General features: G+C 68.7%; 22 protein-coding genes and 1 tRNA gene. All 23 read left to right on the forward strand.

Annotated features, from left to right (window positions below):
* The first annotated feature begins 43 nt into the window (after positions 1-43).
* Complete coding sequence (locus tag N799_RS07660; RefSeq protein ID WP_036210404.1) at positions 44-559, forward strand: GNAT family N-acetyltransferase; 516 nt, start codon at positions 44-46, stop codon at positions 557-559.
* A complete protein-coding gene (locus tag N799_RS07665) occupies positions 559-1,173 on the forward strand; it encodes an esterase/lipase family protein (protein ID WP_036210330.1) in 615 nt (204 codons plus the stop codon). Before N799_RS07660 ends, N799_RS07665 begins: the two co-directional genes overlap by 1 nt.
* Positions 1,174-1,256: 83 nt before the next feature.
* Positions 1,257-1,985: a YebC/PmpR family DNA-binding transcriptional regulator gene (locus N799_RS07670; RefSeq protein WP_036210333.1), complete on the forward strand. Its 729-nt coding sequence runs from the start codon at positions 1,257-1,259 to the stop codon at positions 1,983-1,985.
* Between the two features lie 14 nt (positions 1,986-1,999).
* Positions 2,000-2,530 carry a crossover junction endodeoxyribonuclease RuvC gene (gene ruvC, locus N799_RS07675; protein ID WP_036210336.1) on the forward strand — a complete coding sequence of 177 codons (531 nt, stop codon included), beginning with the start codon at positions 2,000-2,002 and terminating at the stop codon, positions 2,528-2,530.
* A complete protein-coding gene (gene ruvA / locus N799_RS07680; RefSeq protein WP_036210338.1) occupies positions 2,527-3,117 on the forward strand; it encodes a Holliday junction branch migration protein RuvA in 591 nt (196 codons plus the stop codon). Before ruvC ends, ruvA begins: the two co-directional genes overlap by 4 nt.
* A 57-nt stretch (positions 3,118-3,174) precedes the next feature.
* The gene (locus N799_RS07685; protein WP_036210341.1) at positions 3,175-5,085 is read left to right on the forward strand and encodes a potassium transporter Kup; all 1,911 of its coding nucleotides are present in this window, start codon (positions 3,175-3,177) and stop codon (positions 5,083-5,085) included.
* A 78-nt stretch (positions 5,086-5,163) separates the two neighbouring features.
* Positions 5,164-6,204 carry a Holliday junction branch migration DNA helicase RuvB gene (gene ruvB, locus N799_RS07690; RefSeq protein ID WP_036210344.1) on the forward strand — a complete coding sequence of 347 codons (1,041 nt, stop codon included), beginning with the start codon at positions 5,164-5,166 and terminating at the stop codon, positions 6,202-6,204.
* On the forward strand, positions 6,197-6,628 hold the full coding sequence (gene ybgC, locus N799_RS07695; RefSeq protein WP_036210347.1) for a tol-pal system-associated acyl-CoA thioesterase: 432 nt from the start codon (positions 6,197-6,199) through the stop codon (positions 6,626-6,628). Before ruvB ends, ybgC begins: the two co-directional genes overlap by 8 nt.
* Before the next feature lie 71 nt (positions 6,629-6,699).
* Positions 6,700-7,488: a protein TolQ gene (tolQ, locus tag N799_RS07700; protein WP_036210350.1), complete on the forward strand. Its 789-nt coding sequence runs from the start codon at positions 6,700-6,702 to the stop codon at positions 7,486-7,488.
* Between the two features lie 9 nt (positions 7,489-7,497).
* Positions 7,498-7,941 (forward strand): protein TolR, encoded by a 444-nt coding sequence (tolR, locus tag N799_RS07705; RefSeq protein WP_036210352.1) that lies wholly within the window; start codon positions 7,498-7,500, stop codon positions 7,939-7,941.
* Complete coding sequence (tolA, locus tag N799_RS07710; RefSeq protein WP_036210355.1) at positions 7,938-8,909, forward strand: cell envelope integrity protein TolA; 972 nt, start codon at positions 7,938-7,940, stop codon at positions 8,907-8,909. The genes tolR and tolA overlap by 4 nt, the downstream gene beginning before the upstream one ends.
* A 173-nt stretch (positions 8,910-9,082) precedes the next feature.
* The gene (gene tolB, locus N799_RS07715) at positions 9,083-10,393 is read left to right on the forward strand and encodes a Tol-Pal system beta propeller repeat protein TolB (protein ID WP_036210356.1); all 1,311 of its coding nucleotides are present in this window, start codon (positions 9,083-9,085) and stop codon (positions 10,391-10,393) included.
* 78 nt (positions 10,394-10,471) lie between these two features.
* Positions 10,472-10,981 (forward strand): peptidoglycan-associated lipoprotein Pal, encoded by a 510-nt coding sequence (gene pal, locus N799_RS07720; protein ID WP_036210406.1) that lies wholly within the window; start codon positions 10,472-10,474, stop codon positions 10,979-10,981.
* Between the two features lie 15 nt (positions 10,982-10,996).
* Positions 10,997-11,827 (forward strand): tol-pal system protein YbgF, encoded by an 831-nt coding sequence (ybgF, locus tag N799_RS07725; protein ID WP_036210359.1) that lies wholly within the window; start codon positions 10,997-10,999, stop codon positions 11,825-11,827.
* A 55-nt stretch (positions 11,828-11,882) separates the two neighbouring features.
* A complete protein-coding gene (gene queE / locus N799_RS07730) occupies positions 11,883-12,560 on the forward strand; it encodes a 7-carboxy-7-deazaguanine synthase QueE (protein ID WP_036210362.1) in 678 nt (225 codons plus the stop codon).
* Between the two features lie 229 nt (positions 12,561-12,789).
* Positions 12,790-13,467 (forward strand): 7-cyano-7-deazaguanine synthase QueC, encoded by a 678-nt coding sequence (gene queC, locus N799_RS07735; RefSeq protein ID WP_036210365.1) that lies wholly within the window; start codon positions 12,790-12,792, stop codon positions 13,465-13,467.
* Between the two features lie 34 nt (positions 13,468-13,501).
* Positions 13,502-13,577, forward strand: a tRNA-Lys gene (locus tag N799_RS07740).
* An 86-nt stretch (positions 13,578-13,663) separates the two neighbouring features.
* Positions 13,664-14,758, forward strand: coding sequence for a tyrosine-type recombinase/integrase (locus N799_RS07745; protein ID WP_036210408.1), 1,095 nt, complete (start codon positions 13,664-13,666; stop codon positions 14,756-14,758).
* Between the two features lie 64 nt (positions 14,759-14,822).
* Positions 14,823-15,791, forward strand: coding sequence for a PAAR domain-containing protein (locus N799_RS14690; RefSeq protein ID WP_152597852.1), 969 nt, complete (start codon positions 14,823-14,825; stop codon positions 15,789-15,791).
* On the forward strand, positions 15,788-16,612 hold the full coding sequence (locus N799_RS07760; RefSeq protein ID WP_152597853.1) for a hypothetical protein: 825 nt from the start codon (positions 15,788-15,790) through the stop codon (positions 16,610-16,612). Before N799_RS14690 ends, N799_RS07760 begins: the two co-directional genes overlap by 4 nt.
* Positions 16,613-16,670: 58 nt before the next feature.
* The gene (locus N799_RS14695; RefSeq protein ID WP_081974811.1) at positions 16,671-16,922 is read left to right on the forward strand and encodes a type II toxin-antitoxin system TacA family antitoxin; all 252 of its coding nucleotides are present in this window, start codon (positions 16,671-16,673) and stop codon (positions 16,920-16,922) included.
* Positions 16,919-17,323 carry a type II toxin-antitoxin system VapC family toxin gene (locus N799_RS07765; protein WP_036210378.1) on the forward strand — a complete coding sequence of 135 codons (405 nt, stop codon included), beginning with the start codon at positions 16,919-16,921 and terminating at the stop codon, positions 17,321-17,323. The genes N799_RS14695 and N799_RS07765 overlap by 4 nt, the downstream gene beginning before the upstream one ends.
* Positions 17,320-18,198 (forward strand): site-specific DNA-methyltransferase (locus N799_RS07770; protein ID WP_160279959.1); only part of this gene is annotated, 879 nt, incomplete at its 3' end. The genes N799_RS07765 and N799_RS07770, both read left to right, overlap by 4 nt.

Genomic DNA, 18,198 nt, shown 5'->3' on the forward strand with positions numbered 1-18,198 from the left:
GACCGGCGCAGACGCGACGGACGACCGCGCGACGGACGACCGCGTGCGGATCCGCCGCGCCACCGTCGACGACGCGCCACTGCTGTCGCGGCTGGCGGCGCGCACGTTCACCGACACCTTCGGCCACCTGTACCCGGCCGGGGACCTGCAGGCGTTCCTTGCCGACAGCTACGCGGTCGAACGCCAGCGCACCATCCTCGCCCACCCGGACTACGCGGTCTGGCTGCTGGAACTCGGCGGCGAGGCGATCGGCCACGCCGCCGCCGGCCCCTGCGGCCTGCCGCACGCGGACGTGCAGCCCGGCGATGGCGAACTGAAACGCCTCTACGTGCTGGCCGCGCACCAGAACGGCGGCCACGGCGGTCGGCTGTTCGCCGAGGCCATCGACTGGCTCGAGCGCGAGGGTCCGCGCACGCTGTGGATCGGGGTGTGGTCACAGAACCTCGGGGCGCAGCGGTTCTATGCGCGCCACGGCTTCGTCCACGTCGGCGACTACGAGTTCCCGGTCGGGCGGGTGCGCGACCACGAATTCATCCTGCGCCGCGAGGCCGCCGACTGATGGCGCGCCGGGTCGTGTTGCTGCACGGCCTGTGGATGCCGCGGGCATCGATGGCCTGGCACGCGCGGCGGCTGCGACGGGCCGGCTTCGTCCCGCAGCTGTTCGGCTACGGCACCGTCACCGGCGGTCCGGCCGCGGCGATGCCCGGGCTGCTCGCGCGCCTGCAGGAGCCGGCCGACGTCCTCGCCCACAGCCTCGGCGGCCTGCTTGCGGTGCGCACGCTGCAGGCGCATCCGGAGCTGCCGGTGGGGCGCATCGTCTGCCTCGGCTCGCCGTTGTGCGGCAGCGCGGCGGCGGTCGGGATGGCACGGCGGCCGTTCGGCGCCGCCTCGCTGGGCCGCAGCGCCCGGCTGCTGCGGCGCGGCTGCCGCCCCTGGACCGGGCCGGGCGAGCTGGGAATGATCGCCGGCAACCTGCCGATGGGCTTCGGCCGCTTCTTCGGCGGTTTCAGCGACCCCAACGACGGCACCGTCGCGGTCGCCGAGACCCGGCTGGACGGCCTGGCCGACCACGTCGTGCTGCCGACCAGCCACAGCGGCCTGCTGGTGTCGAAGGAAGCGTCCCGCCAGGCGTTGCATTTCCTCCACCACGGCCGGTTCGCGCCGCCGGCCTGACGCCGTCGCGGGCCATCGCCGGCCGTCGCCGCCCATTCGGCGTAGAATCCCGCCCCTCTCAAGTCCAGCAGCCGGAAATACACATGGGTAGGGGACCGTCAATCGAGGCCCGCAAGAACGCCAGCGATGCCAAGCGCGGCAAGATCTTCACCAAGATCATCCGCGAGATTTCCGTCGCCGCGCGCGCCGGAGGCGGCGACCCCGGCGGCAATCCGCGGCTGCGCGTCGCGATCGACAAGGGCCTGGCGGCCAACATGACCAAGGACGTGATCGAGCGCGCGGTCAAGAAGGCCACCGGCGAGCTGGAAGGCATCGAGTACGAGGAGATCCGCTACGAGGGCTACGCGCCCGGCGGCGTCGCCGTGATCGTCGACTGCCTGACCGACAACAAGGTCCGCACCGTCGCCGACGTCCGCCATGCGTTCGGCAAGTTCGGCGGCAACCTCGGCACCGATGGCTCGGTCGCCTTCATGTTCAACCGCGTCGGCGTGCTCAGCTACGCGCCGGGTGTCGACGAGGACACCATCACCGGTGCCGCGATCGAGGCCGGTGCCGACGACATCGTGGTGTACCCCGAGGACGGCGCGATCGACGTGCTGGTGTCGCCGGAGGACTTCGAGGCGGTGCGCGACGCGATGGTCGCCGCCGGACACGAGCCCGGCCACGCCGAGGTCACCTACCGCGCCGACAACGACATCAAGGTCGAGGGCGAGACCGCCGAGCAGGTCCGCAAGCTGCTCGACTGGCTGGAGGACCTGGACGACGTCCAGAGCGTGTACGCCAACGTCGACCACGGGGCCGACGGCGCCTGACGGCGCGTAACGACGTGGTCCGGATTCTCGGCATCGACCCCGGTTCGCAGCGGACCGGCATCGGCGTGATCGACGTCGCCGCCGACGGCCGCTGCACGTTCGTCCACTGCGAGGCACTGAAGCTGCTCGACGCGGCCGACTTTCCGTCACGGCTGGGCCTGCTGTGCGAAGGGCTGGAGCGGGTGCTGGACGAATGGCAGCCGCAGCAGGTCGCGATCGAGACGGTGTTCATGGACAAGTCCGCGACCTCCGCGCTCAAGCTCGGCCACGCGCGCGGCGCCGCGCTGGCGACGGTGGTGCGTCGCAAACTGGGCGTCAGCGAGTACGCGCCGCGGGTGATCAAGCAGTCGCTGGTCGGCCGCGGCGCCGCCGACAAGACCCAGGTGCAGCACATGGTCCGGCTGCTGCTCAACCTGGCCGATGGCACGAAACTGCAGGCCGACGCCGCCGATGCGCTGGCGGTCGCCTTGACCCACGCCCACATGAGCGCGACGGTGATGCGCACCGGCGTGGCGATCAACCAGTTGAGGAGGCGCGGCACATGATCGGTCGTCTGAAGGGCATCGTCGTGCACAAGCAGCCGCCGTGGCTGGTGGTCGACGTCAACGGCGTCGGCTACGAGCTGGAGGCGCCGATGAGCACCTTCTACGACCTGCCCGACCTGGGCCGCGAGGTGTCGCTGTTCACCCACTACGCGCAGAAGGAGGACAGCGTCTCGCTGTACGGCTTCCTGCGTGAATCCGAGCGGCGGCTGTTCCGCGACGTGCAGAAGGTGTCGGGCATCGGCGCGAAGATCGCGCTGGCGGTGCTGTCGGGCGTCAGCGTCGACGAGTTCGCACGGCTGGTGCAGGCCAGCGACGTCACCGCATTGACCCGCATCCCCGGCATCGGCAAGAAGACCGCAGAGCGCATCGTCGTCGAGCTGCGCGACCGGGCCGCCGACCTCGCCGGCGCCGGCGGTGCGACGGGCGCGCGTGGAGTGCCGCACGACCCGCAGAGCGAGGCCGTCATCGCCCTGCAGCAACTGGGTTACAAGCCCGCCGAGGCCGCGCGGATGGCGCGCGAGGCCACCGCCGCCGGCGACGACGCCGCATCCATCATCCGCAAGGCGCTACAGTCCGCGCTCCGCTGAGCCGTTGAACTGGTGGCTGGCCCCCGCGGCCGCCCACCCGGGAACCGAATCGAGCCCATGTCCACCCATTCCACCAGCACCGGCAGGCCTGGCACCGGCCACGGTTCCGTCGGCCTCGCCGGCCTCGTCGTCGGCGCGATCGGCGTCGTCTTCGGCGATATCGGCACCAGCCCGCTGTATACGCTGAAGGAAGCCTTCAGCAGCCATTACGACCTCGTCGCCAACCACGACACGGTGCTGGGCATCCTGTCGCTGGTGTTCTGGGCGCTGATGCTGGTGGTCACGCTGAAGTACGTGACCATCATCATGCGCGCCGACAACGAGGGCGAGGGCGGCATCATGGCGCTGATGGCGCTGGCCCAGCGCACGCTCCCGAAGGGTTCGCGCTCGGCCTACGGGGTCGGCATCCTCGGCGTGTTCGGCGCGGCGCTGTTTTTCGGCGACGGCGTGATCACCCCGGCGATCTCGGTGCTGTCGGCGCTGGAAGGCCTGGAGGTGGTGGCGCCCGAGCTGGACCGCTGGGTAGTGCCGATGACGGTGCTGGTGCTGCTGGCGCTGTTCGCGACCCAGCGCTTCGGCACCGAGAAGGTCGGCAAGGTGTTCGGGCCGATCACCGGGCTGTGGTTCGTCGTGCTGGCGGTGCTGGGGGTGGCCAACATCCTGCACGAGCCGGAGGTGCTGTACGCGATCAACCCGTGGTGGGCGGTCAACTTCTTCGCCACCCATTCCTGGCATGGGGTCTTCATCCTCGGCGCGGTGGTGCTGGCGGTGACCGGCGGCGAGGCGATCTACACCGACATGGGCCACTTCGGCGCGCGGCCGATCCGCTACGCGTGGTACTGGTTCGTGCTGCCGGCGCTGATGCTCAACTACCTCGGCCAGGGCGCGCTGGTGCTGGAGGATCCGACCGCGATCCGCAACCCGTTCTACATCGGTGTGCCCGAATGGGCGCGGATGCCGATGGTGGTGCTGGCCACCGCGGCGACGGTGATCGCCTCGCAGGCGGTCATCACCGGCGCGTTCTCGGTGACCCGGCAGGCGATGCAGCTGGGCTACATCCCGCGCATGAGCATCAAGCACACCTCGCGCGACACCATCGGCCAGATCTACATCCCGGGGGTCAACTGGGCGATGGCGGTGGTGGTGATCCTGCTGGTGGTGAGCTTCGGCAGCTCGTCCAACCTCGCAACGGCCTACGGCATCTCGGTATCCGGCACGATGCTGATCGACACCCTGCTGCTGGCGCTGGTGGCGCGCGCGCTGTGGCCCAACTGGCGCTGGTGGGTGCTGCCGCTGTGCCTGGTGTTCCTGGTCGGCGACATCGCGTTCGTGATCGCCAACGGCGCCAAGATCCTGCAGGGCGGATGGTTCCCGCTGGCGGTCGGCATCGTCCTGTTCACCCTGCTGCGGACCTGGCGCCGCGGCCGCGAGCTGCTGCGCGAGGAAATGCAGAAGGGCGGCATCCAGCTCGACAGCTTCCTGCCGGGGTTGATGCTGGCGCCGCCGGTGCGCGTGCCCGGCACGGCGGTGTTCCTCGCGTCCGACCCGAACCTGGTGCCGCACGCGCTGATGCACAACCTCAAGCACAACAAGGTGCTGCACGAGCGCAACGTGTTCCTGACGGTGGAGACGCTGGCGGTGCCGTACGCGCCGAAGGAGAAGCGGCTGCAGATCGCCGGCATCGGCGACGACTTCTACCGCGTGCTGGTGCGGTTCGGCTTCATGGAGACGCCGGACGTGCCGCTGGCGCTGATGCGCTCGTGCGATGCCGGCGGCATCCACTTCGACCCGATGGATACCACGTACTTCGCCAGCCGCGAGACGGTGGTGGCGATCGCCCGCCGCGGCATGCCGGTCTGGCGCGACCGCCTGTTCGCGCTGATGCACCGCAACGCCGCGCCGGCGACCGGGTTCTTCCGGATCCCGGGCAACCGGCTGGTGGAGCTGGGGGCGCAGGTCGAGATCTGACGCGGCGGTTCCGCCCGGAACGCCCGATCCGCGGCCGCGCCCCGCATTTTCCGGTCGCCCGCATGCGACGATAGCCGGATGAACGACGAGCGCATCATCGACGCCGGGGCGACCCGCGAGGACGACGCGGTCGAGGCGTCGATCCGGCCCAGGCGGCTGGACGAATACCTCGGCCAGCAGCCGGTCCGCGAGCAGATGAAGATCTACATCGAGGCGGCCAAGGGTCGTGGCGAGGCGCTCGACCACGTGCTGATCTTCGGCCCGCCCGGGCTGGGCAAGACCACCCTCAGCCACGTCATTGCCAACGAGCTCGGCGTCAACCTGCGGGTGACTTCCGGCCCGGTGATCGAGAAGGCCGGTGACCTCGCCGCGCTGCTGACCAACCTGCAGCCGCACGACGTGCTGTTCGTCGACGAGATCCACCGCCTGTCGCCCGTCGTCGAGGAGGTGCTCTACCCGGCGATGGAGGACTACCAGATCGACATCATGATCGGCGAAGGCCCGGCCGCGCGCTCGATCAAGCTCGACCTGCCGCCGTTCACCCTGATCGGCGCGACCACCCGCGCCGGCCTGCTGACCGCGCCGCTGCGCGACCGCTTCGGCATCGTCCAGCGGCTGGAGTTCTACAGCGCCGAGGAGCTGACCCGGATCGTCCGCCGCTCCGCGCAGATCCTCGGCATCGACTGCGAGGCCGACGGTGCCGGCGAGATCGCGCGGCGCTCGCGCGGCACCCCGCGCATCGCCAACCGGCTGCTGCGGCGCGTGCGCGACTACGCCCAGGTCCGTGCCGGCGGCCGCATCGACCGCACCACCGCCGATGCCGCGATGGCGATGCTGAAAGTCGATCCGGAAGGCTTCGACGAGCTCGACCGCCGCATGCTGCGGATGATCATCGACAACTTCGACGGTGGCCCGGTCGGGGTCGAGTCGCTGGCCGCGGCGCTGAGCGAGGAGCGCGGCACGCTGGAGGACGTGATCGAGCCGTACCTGATCCAGCAGGGCTACCTCGTGCGCAGCGCGCGCGGGCGCATGGCGACCCACAAGGCCTACCGCCACCTCGGCCTCAAGCCGCGCCCCGGCACCGGCGCCGGCCTGTTCGAAGGAGCCGCCGATGAATAGTGGGCTCGCGTTCAGCTGGCCGACACGGGTCTACTGGGAGGATACCGACGCCGGTGGGGTGGTCTACCACGCGCAGTACCTGGCGTTCCTGGAGCGCGCCCGCACCGAGTGGATGCGCGCCGAGGGCTACGGACAGGAGCTGCTGCGGCTGGAGCACGACCTGGTGTTCGCGGTGCGCGCGATGCAGGTCGACTTCCTCAAGCCGGCACGGCTCGACGACGCGCTGCAGGTCGGCGTGTCGCTGCGGGAGTGCCGGCGCGCGAGCGCGGTGTTCGCGCAGGACATCCGCCGGGACGGCGAGCTGCTGCTGACCGCCAGCGTGCGGGTCGCGGCGCTCGACGCCGGCGGGTTCCGGCCGCGGCCGATCCCGCAGCCGCTGCTGGACGAGCTGAAGGCGCTCGAACAGCCCGCGGCGACCGGCTGACCCCGGACCACCCACCGAACGTTCACCACAACAGACACAACGCCCGCGGCAACGGGCACCGGAGACCACGAATGACCCCACTGCTGAGCGCGATGCAGGCCGCCACCGTCGAACCGTTGCCCGAGGAGGCCGCCAGTGCGGCAAGCGCCGCCACGGTGCTGCCGGCTGAAGCGATCACCGGCGACAACAGCCTCGACCTGCTGCAGCTGATCCTGCACGCCAGCCTGCCGGTGCAACTGGTCATGCTGCTGCTGCTGTTCGCGTCGATCGCCTCGTGGGTGATCATCTTCCGCAAGAAGAAGGTGCTCGACCGCGCCGAGCGCGAGGCCGAAGCGTTCGAGGAGCGTTTCTGGTCCGGCACCGACCTGACCAAGCTCTATGCCGGCGCCAGCCAGCGCAACCGCGACGTCGGCGGCATGGAGTCGATCTTCGAGGCCGGCTTCCGCGAGTTCTCGCGCCAGCGGCGCGTCGCCGACAGCCGCATGCAGCTGGAAGGCGCGCAGCGCGGCATGCGGGTCGCCACCGCGCGCGAGCTCGACGGGCTCGAGCACAACCTCGAGTTCCTCGCCAACGTCGGTTCGATCAGCCCCTACGTCGGCCTGTTCGGCACCGTCTGGGGCATCATGATCTCGTTCCAGGGCCTGGCCAACGTGCAGGAGGCGACCATCGCCACCGTCGCGCCGGGCATCTCCGAGGCGCTGATCGCGACCGCGATGGGCCTGTTCGCCGCGATCCCGGCGGTGTGGGCCTACAACCGCTACGCGACCAAGGTCGAGCGCATCGCGGTGCGCTACGACGCGTTCTCCGAGGAGTTCTCCTCGATCCTCGAGCGCCAGGCCGGCCTGACCGAGACCGCCTGAGCCATGGCCATGACCTCCAACGGCCGCCGCGTCCGCAAGCGCCGCCTGAAGGCGGAGATCAACGTCGTCCCCTACATCGACGTGATGCTGGTGCTGCTGATCATCTTCATGGTGACCGCGCCGCTGATGAACCTCGGCGTCGAAGTGGAGCTCCCGCGCTCCGACGCCAAGTCGATCACCAGCAAGGACCAGGACCCGGTGGTGGTCATCGTCGACAAGGACGGCAACTATTTCCTGACCGTGCAGGGTGCGCCGCAGGAGGCGCTCACCCTCGACCAGCTCGAAGCCAAGGTCGGTGCGTTCTCCCGTAACAACCCGGGTGTGCCCGTGTACGTCGCCGGCGATGCCGATGCGCGGTACGAGGCGGTCGTGCAGGCGATGGCGCGCCTCAAGAAGGCCGATGTCGCGCGGGTGAGCCTGATGAGCTCGACGCTGGAGGCCGTCCAGCAGTGAGGGAAACCCGCGCCGATACCCGCGACGCGCTGCTGCTCGCGATCGGGCTGCACGTGCTGCTGTTCGCGCTGATGTTCGCCGGCTTGTGGTGGACGCGCAGCGCGCAGCCGTCCAGTGCCGCCGGGTCACCGGTGGAGGCGACCCTGGTCGACGCCGACGCGCTGTCGGAGTCGATGCGCGAGGTGTTGAGCGAGCGCCCCGAGCCGGTCGCCGAACCCGTGCCCGAGCCGCTGCCCGAACCGGTCGAGGACGACGCCGCACCGTTGCCGCAGCCGATCCCCGAGCCGGTCCCCGAGGACGCGCCGACGCCGCCGCAACAGCAGGCCCAGGACTTCATCCCCGTCCCCGACACCACCGACCAGGACGAAGTGGTCGACACGCCGACGCCGACGCCCTCCGACGAGCAGAAGCTGCAGGAGGAGAAGCGCCGCCAGGCCCAGGTCGACCTGACCGAGAAGAAGCGCCAGGAGGAGGCCGAGCGCAAGCGCCGGCTGGCCGCCGAGGCGAAGGAGCGCGAGGAGAAGCTCGCCGAGATCCGGCGCAAGCGCGCGGCCGCCAACCGCGAGGCGGAGCTGGCCGCGCAGAAGCTCAAGCAGATCGCCGACGCCCGCGCCGCGCGCGAGGCCGAAAGCGCCGCCAGCAGCGCGGGCGCGAGTGCCCCGGCCGGCAACGGCGGCACCGACACCGGCCTGCAGGCGCGCTACGCCGCTGCCCTGACCGAGGCGATCCTGGCCAAGTGGACGCGCCCGGAAACCGTGCCGCTCGGCGCCCGCTGCACCCTGGTGATCCGGCAACTGCCCGGCGGCGAGGTCATGAGCGCCGAGGTGTCATCCCCGTGTGCCTACGATGAGATGGGCCGCCGCTCGATCGAGGCGGCGGTGCTCAAGGCGCAGCCGCTGCCGTACGCCGGTTTCGAGAAGGTGTTTGCACGCACATTGACGCTCAACTTCGTCGCCCAGGACCGCTGAGGCCACCGCAACGGCCGCCCATCCGCGTATTCAGCTTTGAGAAAGCGTTCACACGCATGCTGTTAAGACTTCAGCTTCGCTGTCAGGACCTGCTGATGAACAAACTCCCCCGCTGGTGCTCCCCCCGCCGGTTGTTCCGCTTCAAGACCTCCGCTGCCATGCCCGCCGCTGCCATGCCCGCCGCCGTCTTCGCCGCGGTGCTGGCGCTGCTGCTGCCGTTCGCGGCCAGCGCCCAGCAGCAGGGGCTGGAACTCGACATCGTCGGCGGCAACGCCGCGGCGCTGCCGATCGCGGTGGTGCCGATGCCGTACCAGGGCGGCGCGACCGCGCCGGAGACCGACGTCGCCGCGGTGATCGCCGCCGACCTCAACCGCTCCGGCCAGTTCCGCAGCCTGCCCGAGTCCGACCTCGTCGAACGCCCGACCCGCGGCAGCGAGGTCAACTACCCGACCTGGCGCGCGCTCAACCAGGACTACCTGGTCGTCGGCCGCGTGGTCGACGGCGGCAGCGGTGCCTACCGGGTCGAGTACGAGCTGTTCGACGTCGCCACCCAGCAGCGTTTGCTCGGCTTCGCGCTGACCGCGCGCAGCAATGCGATGCGCGACGTCGCCCACCAGATCGCCGACGCGATCTACGAGAAGATCCTCGGCGTCAGGGGCGCGTTCTTCACCCGGATCGCCTACGTCACCGCCACCGGCGTGGGCCGGGGCGCCAACTACGCGCTGGTGGTGGCCGACTCCGACGGCTACAACCCGCAGACCGTCGTCACCTCGTCCGAGCCGCTGCTGTCGCCCTCGTGGAGCCCCGACGGCAACCGGCTGGCGTACGTCAGCTTCGAGGGCGGCAGCTCGTCGATCTACATCCAGGACATCGGCACCGGCAGCCGCCAGCTGGTCGCCAGGTTCCGCGGCATCAACAGCGCCCCGGCGTTCTCGCCCGACGGCAGCCGCATGGCGATGACGCTGTCGCGCAGCGGCAACCCCGAGATCTACGTGATGAACCTGGCCAGCAAGGCGCTGACCCAGATCACCAACCACTTCGGCATCGACACCGAGCCGACCTGGAGCGCCGACGGCGGCACGGTCTACTTCACCTCCGACCGCGGTGGCCAGCCGCAGATCTACCAGGCGCCCGCCGGTGGCGGCAGCGCCAGCCGGGTCACCTTCCAGGGCAACTACAACGCCAGCGCCAGTGTCTCGGCCGACGGCCAGAAGATCGCCACCGCGCAGGGCGCCGGCAATACCTACCGCATCGCGATGATGGACCGCAGCCTCGGCTCGGCCCGCTGGAGCACGCTGTCGCCGGGGTCGCTGGACGAGTCCCCGAGCTTTGCCCCGAATGGCGCGATGATCATCTATGCTGCGCGTGAAGGCGGCCGGGGGGTGCTGTACGCGGTATCCGCCGACGGCCGCGTGCGCCAGCGGCTGGTCCTTTCCGGCGGCGATGTCCGCGAGCCGGCGTGGGGGCCGTTCCGCACACCGTAGGCGCCGTCCTGATCAGGCGGCGTCTTTCCCGCTTTCCACCAACCGCTTCACCGCAATAGCCAAGACGAGGAACCGATGATGAACAGCACCACGCGCGTTTTGATGGCCGCTCTGCTCTGCACCGCAGTCGTTGCCTGTTCCAAGAAGGTCAAGGAAGAAGCACCGCCGGTCGACACCACCCCGACCCCGACCACCCAGGTCCCGGCCGATTCGGGCGTGTACACCCCGGAGGACCTGGACACCGACGCATGCCTGCGCCAGCGCGTGGTGTACTTCGACCTGGACCAGGACGTGCTGCGTCCGGAGTTCCAGGCGCTGGTCGGCTGCCACGCCAAGTACCTGCGTGACCGTCCGTCCTCGCGCATGACCCTTGAAGGCCACGCCGACGAGCGCGGCAGCCGCGAGTACAACATGGGCCTGGGCGAGCGCCGCGGCCTGGCGGTGTCCTCCGCGATCCAGGCCAACGGCGGCTCGGGCGCGCAGATCGTCACCAACAGCTACGGCGAAGAGCGCCCGACCTGCACCGCCTCCAACGAGGAGTGCTGGGCCCGCAACCGTCGCGTCGAGATCATCTACACCGCGAAGTAAGAAAGGCACTGCCTGATGCGCAATATCTTCCAAAAGCTCATTGCGACATCGCTGGTTGCGGCGGCCCTCGTGGCCGCCGCACCCGCCTCGGCCCAGCGCATGAGCCTGGCCGAGCGGGTCACCCGGCTGGAGCAGCAGGCCGGCAACAACCAGGTTTCGGTCGACCTGCTGCGCCAGGTCAACCTGCTCAAGGAAGAGGTGGTCGCGCTGCGCTCGCAGGTCGAGCAGCTGGGCCACGAGCAGGAGCAGCTCAAGTCCACCTCGCGTGCGCAGTATCTGGACCTCGACGGACGGATCAACCGCCTGGGCGGTGGTTCCGCCGGGTCCGACCCGGCCGCGCAGGGCGCGATCGATGCCGCGCCCGCACCGGCGGTCGACGCACCCGCAGCCGCCCCGACGGCTTCGGCCGACGCCACCCCGGTGGTGCACGGCGATCCGGGTTCGCTCGACCAGCTCGAGGGCGAGCGCGAGGCCTACGACCTTGCATTCGATGCGCTCAAGCGTGGCGAATACGCCGAGTCGGCACGGTTGTTCCACGCCTTCCTCGGCCGCTTCCCGGGTGGCGCCTACGCGCCCAACGCGCTGTACTGGCTGGGCGAAAGCTATTACGTGACGCAGAACTACAAGCTGGCGCTGGAGCAGTTCGAGTCGCTCATGCAGCGTTACCCGACCCACGACAAGGCGCCCGGCGCGCTGCTCAAGGTCGGCCTGTCGCAGCAGGGGCTGGACCGGCTCGACGACGCCGAGAGCACGCTCGCCGAAGTCGCGCGGCGCTACCCCGGCACCGACGCCGCGCGCGTCGCCAGCGACCGCCTCGGCGCGATCCAGCTCGGCCGCCTGCGCTGATCCTTTCCGCCGGACTGGCCGCCGCCTGCCGCCGGCAAGCGGGTAAAATGCCCGGATGAACGCCGTTACCCCAGAGTCGGCCGCTACGTCGCCCGACCGGCTGCGGCTCACCGAGATCTTCCTGTCGCTGCAGGGCGAGTCGCGCAGCATCGGCTGGCCGACCGTGTTCGTGCGGCTGACCGGCTGCCCGCTGCGCTGCCAGTACTGCGACACCGCCTACGCCTTCCACGGCGGCCAGTGGTGGGACTACGACGGCATCCTCGCCGAGGTCGCCGGCCACGGCGTCCGCCACGTCTGTGTCACCGGCGGCGAACCGCTCGCGCAGAAGCGCTGCATCGGCCTGCTGCAGCGGCTGTGCGACGCCGGCTACGAGGTCTCGCTGGAGACCTCGGGCGCGATGGACATCGCCGAGGTCGACCCGCGGGTCTCGCGCGTGCTCGACATCAAGACGCCGGGCTCGGCCGAGGTCGAGCGCAATCTGTGGAGCAACATCGCGCTGCTGACGGCGCACGACCAGGTCAAGTTCGTCATCTGCTCGCGCGAGGACTACGACTGGGCGAAGGCGATGGTTGCCGAGCACCGGCTGGTGGAGCGCTGCGAGGTGCTGTTCTCGCCGAGCTTCAGCCAGGTGCGTCCGCGCGAGCTGGCCGACTGGATCGTCGCCGACCGACTGCCGGTGCGCTTCCAGCTGCAACTGCACAAGATCCTGTGGGACGACGAGCCGGGCCGCTGAGCGGGTTCGACGGCCACCCGGCGGCCGGACCCGGCGCCGCGCCGATCCGGTAGCAACGGCGTAAGTCGCGACCGTGCAGCCGTATGCGGAACCGTGGCATGTGCCTGCCGGGGTCCTTCCGAAGCCGTGCCCGCAAGGCCGCCACGGTCCAGCCAGTGTCCGCCGTCAACTCGTTCGCGACTCGCGCCACTCCTACAATCCGTTCCAGCTGCCTGATGGACCCCCGCCAATGAAAAACGCCGTCGTCCTCGTTTCCGGGGGCATGGACTCCGCCGTCGTCCTCGCCATCGCCCGTGAGCAGGGCTTCGCCGTGCACGCGCTGAGCGTGCGCTACGGCCAGCGCCACACTTCCGAGCTGGACGCCGCCGACCGCGTGGCCCGCGCGCTCGGCGCGGTCGCGCACAAGACGGTCAACGTCGACCTGCGCAGCATCGGCGGCTCGGCGCTGACCGACGAGATCGACGTGCCGCTCGACCACGTGCCGGCCGCCGAAGAGATCCCGGTGACCTACGTGCCGGCGCGCAACACCATCATGCTGTCGGTCGCGCTGGGCTGGGCCGAGGTGCTGGGCGCGGCCGACATCTTCTGCGGGGTCAACGCGGTCGACTACTCCGGCTACCCGGACTGCCGGCCGGAATTCATCGAGGCGTTCGAGCGGCTGGCCAACCTGGCGACCAGGGCCGGAGTGGAGGGCGCCGGCATCCGCGTGCACGCACCGCTGCAACACATGAGCAAGGCCGACATCGCCCGCGAGGGCGTGCGGCTGGGCGTCGACTTCGCCGACACCGTGTCGTGCTACCAGGCCGACGCCGACGGCCGCGCCTGCGGCCACTGCGACGCCTGCCGCCTGCGCGCCGAAGGCTTCGCCGCCGCCGGAATCGCCGACCCGACCCGTTACATGCGCTAGAATTGCCGCCCCCGGTGCAAGGCCGGGTGGCAACGGGTCGTTAGCTCAGTCGGTAGAGCATCGGACTTTTAATCCGCTGGTCGATGGTTCGAATCCATCACGACCCACCAACCCAATCAATGGGTTAGCTGTCTGTCTCGCGTTGTGCGAATCGCCACAGGTACAGTTTCGGTACACCACCGCAACGGAGTGCCCCTTGGCGACCATCATCAAGACGCCTTCCAAGACCTGGAAGGCAGTCATCCGAAAGCGCGGATGGCCGACTGCCTCTAAGAGCTTTCGTACCAAGCGCGATGCCGAAGACTGGGCGCGTCGAGCCGAGGACGAAATGGTCCGCGGCGTGTACATCGACCGCTCACGTTCGGAGCGCATGACCTTCGGCGACGCGCTCGACCGGTACCTGTCCGAGGTCCTGCCCACCAAGAAGCCCAGCACGCAGCGCTCAGAGAGGCCGCGTGCCGAGCCACTACGTGAGTTCTTTGGTCCGTACTCGCTGGCCGCCATCGGGCCGGACCTGGTGGCGCGCTATCGCGATGAGCGACTTACTACCCCCAGTCAACGCGTGCATCGGGTCGCCGGCACGTCGACGCCACTCAGTCCCAACACCGTGCGGCTGGAGTTGGCCCTGTTGAGCCACTTGTTCAACACCGCCATCCGCGAGTGGCGGTTGGGCCTGCTGCACAACCCGGTCTCCAGCATCCGCAAACCATCACCGGGGGAGGGCAGGAACCGTCGGTTGCGGCCGAACGAGGAAAACCGGTTGCGGGCGGCGTTGGCGGCCAGCTCGAACCCCATGCTGCTGTGGATCTTCGAGGTCGCCTTGGCAACGGCCATGCGATCAGGCGAGCTCACGAGCCTGCGGCTGCACCAGGTCGACCTGAATCGTCGCGTGGTGCGGCTGTCAGTTACGAAGAACAGCAATGCCCGCACTGTTCCGCTGAACCAGCATGTCACGGGAGTGTTTCGGGAAGCCCTCGCAAACCCGGTGCGTCCCGACGACTGCGATCTGGTCTTCTTCGGCGAGCCAGGCCGGGACGGTGTCCGCAAGCCCTACGCCTTCACCAAGGCGTGGAACGAAATCAAGCTGAAGCTCGGCTCGGCCGACCTCCACTTTCACGATCTGCGCCATGAAGCCGTCAGTCGGCTGGTGGAGGCGGGCTTTAGCGACCAAGAGGTGTCCTCAATCAGCGGGCACAAGTCCATGCAGATGCTCAAGCGCTACACCCACTTGCGCGCCGAGGACTTGGTGGACCGTCTTGACGGCCTTCAGCAGCAATCGTCGCGCCAGTAGCCTGAGGCGATAGCGGGATCTCGCTACACTGTTTCCGCGCAACACGGAGCAGGACATGACAAGGATGTGGATCGTACTGGGGGACCGTACCTCCAGCGGCGGGCAGGTGGTGACCGGCAGCCCGTTCACCGATATCGACGGCAAACCGGTCGCGCGAGTGACCGATCAGGCGACCTGCCTGAAGCACCAAGGCACGTTTCCCATCGTTGATGGCGACCCGACAACCATCATTGATGGGCAGCCGGTTGCGCTGCATGGCAGCAAGCTCGCGTGTGGATGCACGGTCATGGCGGTGGAGCAGGTGCGGGTATTTCTGGCATCCGCCGCCAGTGCGAGTGCGTCCCCGGTTGCTACCGCCGCTTCAGCGGCTGGCATCCATGGAGCGGCGGCCAATGCCGCGCCGGGTGAAGCGCAGCATCCATCCCACGTCCACGCAGGCGATGGCGGCGACCACGTCGTGGACGCAGCGAAGGCGCGGGATGTGGTGCGGGCGTCCAATGACGCCCTCGAAGCGGCAGGTGCGTACCGCCCGTATGCGACCGAGGAAGCTGCAGCAAAGGCATGGGCTGAGGTAGTGCTTCCGGTGGCGAATGCGCCAGAGCATGGCGTCGAGGTGGGCGCGGTCATCACGCGCAAGGACGGGAAATACCTGTTGGGCAGCGCTTACAGCACCGGCTCTGAAGGGAGCTGCGACGGGCTACCCGAACTTGGCCCACGCCGCGGTGGCGAGATGACGGGCTACATCCATACCCATCCGGAGCGCTACGGCTTCGTTGGCCGCGATCGCGCATTCCAGCACGACGAATTCCCGGAAGGCATCCACAACATCGGCGGGAAATTGAAGGGGTCGGACATCCAGTCGGGCGACCTGGTTGTGGCGTACGGTGGACAATGGAACGCCTACATCGCCGAGCCAGGCCACCTCATCGGCTGGAACTACCAACGCTATGTCGAGCTCCAGAAGAAGGCGCGGTACGACCTGTCGCCCGACGCAGAGTACGTGCGCCTGGGTGCCGCGGAGGAAAGCTTGTGAGAATCATCTGTGGCCTGATCGCGACCTTGGCGCTGGGTGGTTGTGCAGCTGCCGAAGGTGTCGCTCGCGAAGAGCCGAAAGCTGACGCCGCGTGCTTCGCCACTTCGCTGACCAAGCAGTTGGCATGTGTCCACAAGTTGGAGGACGTCGCATCCTTGGCTCAGAAGGATGGATATGCGGTCGAGGTATCCGGGGCCTATCTGCAGCGCATCAATGGCACCTACCTGATGTCCAGGACCGAGAGCGGCGACCCGCCTCATGTCGTGTTGGACTCGGGCCAACTATCCCCGGGGCAGCTCGACTTCGGATTGGCGCCCCTCTATCGCTGGCCTGTGATTGCCATTGGCTACTACACCTCATCCGACGTAAAAGCCCCGGTCGTGGAGGGTGCGGCTGGGACGCTGCATCTTCGACGCATCGGCTATGTCTCAGGGAAGAGCAGAAGCGGCACGACCGAAAGCCCGTATCGCCCGATCATCCGTCGGGAACTCGCTGCCCGTGAGTCGGGGCAACCAACCGTCCTCGTGGCTCTGGCGTCCACGCCCGATGCGCTTGAGGGGTTGAAAGAGTCAACCGCGCAATGCGAGGGCTGGAGCCTCGATGAGGCCGCCGCGACAGAGTTCTTCGCACGAGCCGAGGAGCGCGCGCAGCTTATTCCGGGGGAGGCGTCGGTCTGCTTCGTGGACGGGCTGATCGAAGCGGATGGAGCCAGGTGGGGCTTCGTCATCTATCCCGACGGCAGCGCTACCTGGAAGCGCGACCACGGCATGCGTTATTGGCACTGCGGCGCGGATTGCGCCGAGCTGCTGCCGGGCTTTTGACATCCTCAACTGGCGCAGGTGTCACTTGTACGGTACTGTTCCGTACAAGGAGAGTGCCATGACTACCAATACTGCCGCCCGTCTCGACCTTCGGCTGAACCCTGCCGACAAGGACCGCATCGCCCGCGCTGCCGCATTGCGGGGTGTTCCGGTATCCGCGTTTGTCCGAGACGCCGTCCTGCGTGAGGCGGCGGCGACCATCGCGCATCCGCCACGCCGGGGCGCCCGGTCGCTGGCCGAACGACTGCGCGGGCGGGCCACCGTGCGAATGAGCACCGACGAGATCATGCAGCTGACACGCGGCAAATGAGCCGCGTTCTGGTGGATGCCAACGTCCTGCTGGACGTGTTGACCGACGACCCTGTCTGGGCTGCCTGGTCGGCGGCGCAGCTGGACGCCTGCGCCGGTGATGGCCAGCTGTGTATCAACCCGATCATCTATGCCGAGGTTTCCGTCGGATTCGAGCGCATTGAGCAGCTCGACGAGGTGCTGGCGCCGGAAGCCTTTGTGCGCCTCGACCTGCCGTGGGATGCCGCTTTCCTCGCCGGCAAGGCATTTCTGCAGTACCGGCGAGCCAAGGGCAGCCGCTCTTCACCGCTACCCGACTTCTTCATCGGCGCCCACGCCGCTATCGACGGGATGGCCCTGCTGACCCGCGATGCAAGGCGCTACCGTACCTACTACCCGAAGCTGGACTTGATCTGCCCATGAGTACACCTGCGTCCGCCACCACCTTGTTGGCCCGCCTGGAGGAGCTGGGTGCGCCCGAGCTGCGTCGGTTGTTGGTGGAGCACCTGACCAAGCGCAAGCTCGGCCTGTACTGGGAAAGCGACGCCATCGCGCGCGATGACGCACTCAATGCTGACGTGGTTCTGCCGCGGCACATGCCCGAGTGGAGCCACCGGCCGGACACCATGGCCGCCGACGCGCCGCACCGCAACCTGATCATCGAGGGCGACAACTTCGATGCCCTGCGCCTGCTCAAGTCCACCCACGCCGGCCGCGTGCGGGTGATCTACATCGACCCGCCGTACAACACCGGTAACAAGGATTGGGTCTACAACGACCGCTACGTCGGCGCCAACGACCGCTGGCGGCACTCGCAGTGGCTGGAATTCCTGTACCAGCGCCTGCGGCTGGCGCGCGAGCTGCTGACGCCCGATGGCGTGATCCTAGTGTCGATCAACGACGAGAACCGTGCTCGGCTGGAGTTGTTGATGGATGAGGTGTTTCCGGGCCGGCGGATTGGCAGCCTGGTCTGGCGCACTCGTCAAGGATCTATGGATGCCAAGGGCGGCTTCAGCGCCGACCATGAGCATGTCCTTGTATACGGCAATTCAGAGTTCGAGTTTCTGGGCAACGCCCGCGACGAAAGCAAGTACGCGAACCCTGACAACGACCCGCGTGGCCCGTGGGGTAGCCAGATGTTGATCAAATCACACAATGCCAAGGAGCGCCCCGAGGCGTACTACCCGATCCACAACCAGGAAACGGACACTTGGTACCTGTGCGATCCGGACAGCGTGTGGCGCTTTTCGTCCACCACGCGGCCGTTGGGTTCTACCCCGAAATCACGGACGGTTGTA

The sequence above is a fragment of the Lysobacter arseniciresistens ZS79 genome, assembly GCF_000768335.1.
Lineage (GTDB): Bacteria > Pseudomonadota > Gammaproteobacteria > Xanthomonadales > Xanthomonadaceae > Novilysobacter > Novilysobacter arseniciresistens.

Coding starts and splice junctions, on each gene's coding strand:
- N799_RS07685 (WP_036210341.1), top strand. CDS start 3,175: ATGTCCACCCATTCCACCAGCACCGGCAGGCCTGGCACCGGCCACGGT.
- tolR (WP_036210352.1), top strand. CDS start 7,498: ATGACCTCCAACGGCCGCCGCGTCCGCAAGCGCCGCCTGAAGGCGGAG.
- tolQ (WP_036210350.1), top strand. CDS start 6,700: ATGACCCCACTGCTGAGCGCGATGCAGGCCGCCACCGTCGAACCGTTG.
- queC (WP_036210365.1), top strand. CDS start 12,790: ATGAAAAACGCCGTCGTCCTCGTTTCCGGGGGCATGGACTCCGCCGTC.
- ybgC (WP_036210347.1), top strand. CDS start 6,197: ATGAATAGTGGGCTCGCGTTCAGCTGGCCGACACGGGTCTACTGGGAG.
- tolB (WP_036210356.1), top strand. CDS start 9,083: ATGCCCGCCGCCGTCTTCGCCGCGGTGCTGGCGCTGCTGCTGCCGTTC.
- ruvB (WP_036210344.1), top strand. CDS start 5,164: ATGAACGACGAGCGCATCATCGACGCCGGGGCGACCCGCGAGGACGAC.
- N799_RS07765 (WP_036210378.1), top strand. CDS start 16,919: ATGAGCCGCGTTCTGGTGGATGCCAACGTCCTGCTGGACGTGTTGACC.
- N799_RS07665 (WP_036210330.1), top strand. CDS start 559: ATGGCGCGCCGGGTCGTGTTGCTGCACGGCCTGTGGATGCCGCGGGCA.
- N799_RS07670 (WP_036210333.1), top strand. CDS start 1,257: ATGGGTAGGGGACCGTCAATCGAGGCCCGCAAGAACGCCAGCGATGCC.
- pal (WP_036210406.1), top strand. CDS start 10,472: ATGAACAGCACCACGCGCGTTTTGATGGCCGCTCTGCTCTGCACCGCA.
- ruvA (WP_036210338.1), top strand. CDS start 2,527: ATGATCGGTCGTCTGAAGGGCATCGTCGTGCACAAGCAGCCGCCGTGG.
- ybgF (WP_036210359.1), top strand. CDS start 10,997: ATGCGCAATATCTTCCAAAAGCTCATTGCGACATCGCTGGTTGCGGCG.
- queE (WP_036210362.1), top strand. CDS start 11,883: ATGAACGCCGTTACCCCAGAGTCGGCCGCTACGTCGCCCGACCGGCTG.
- N799_RS14695 (WP_081974811.1), top strand. CDS start 16,671: ATGACTACCAATACTGCCGCCCGTCTCGACCTTCGGCTGAACCCTGCC.
- N799_RS14690 (WP_152597852.1), top strand. CDS start 14,823: ATGTGGATCGTACTGGGGGACCGTACCTCCAGCGGCGGGCAGGTGGTG.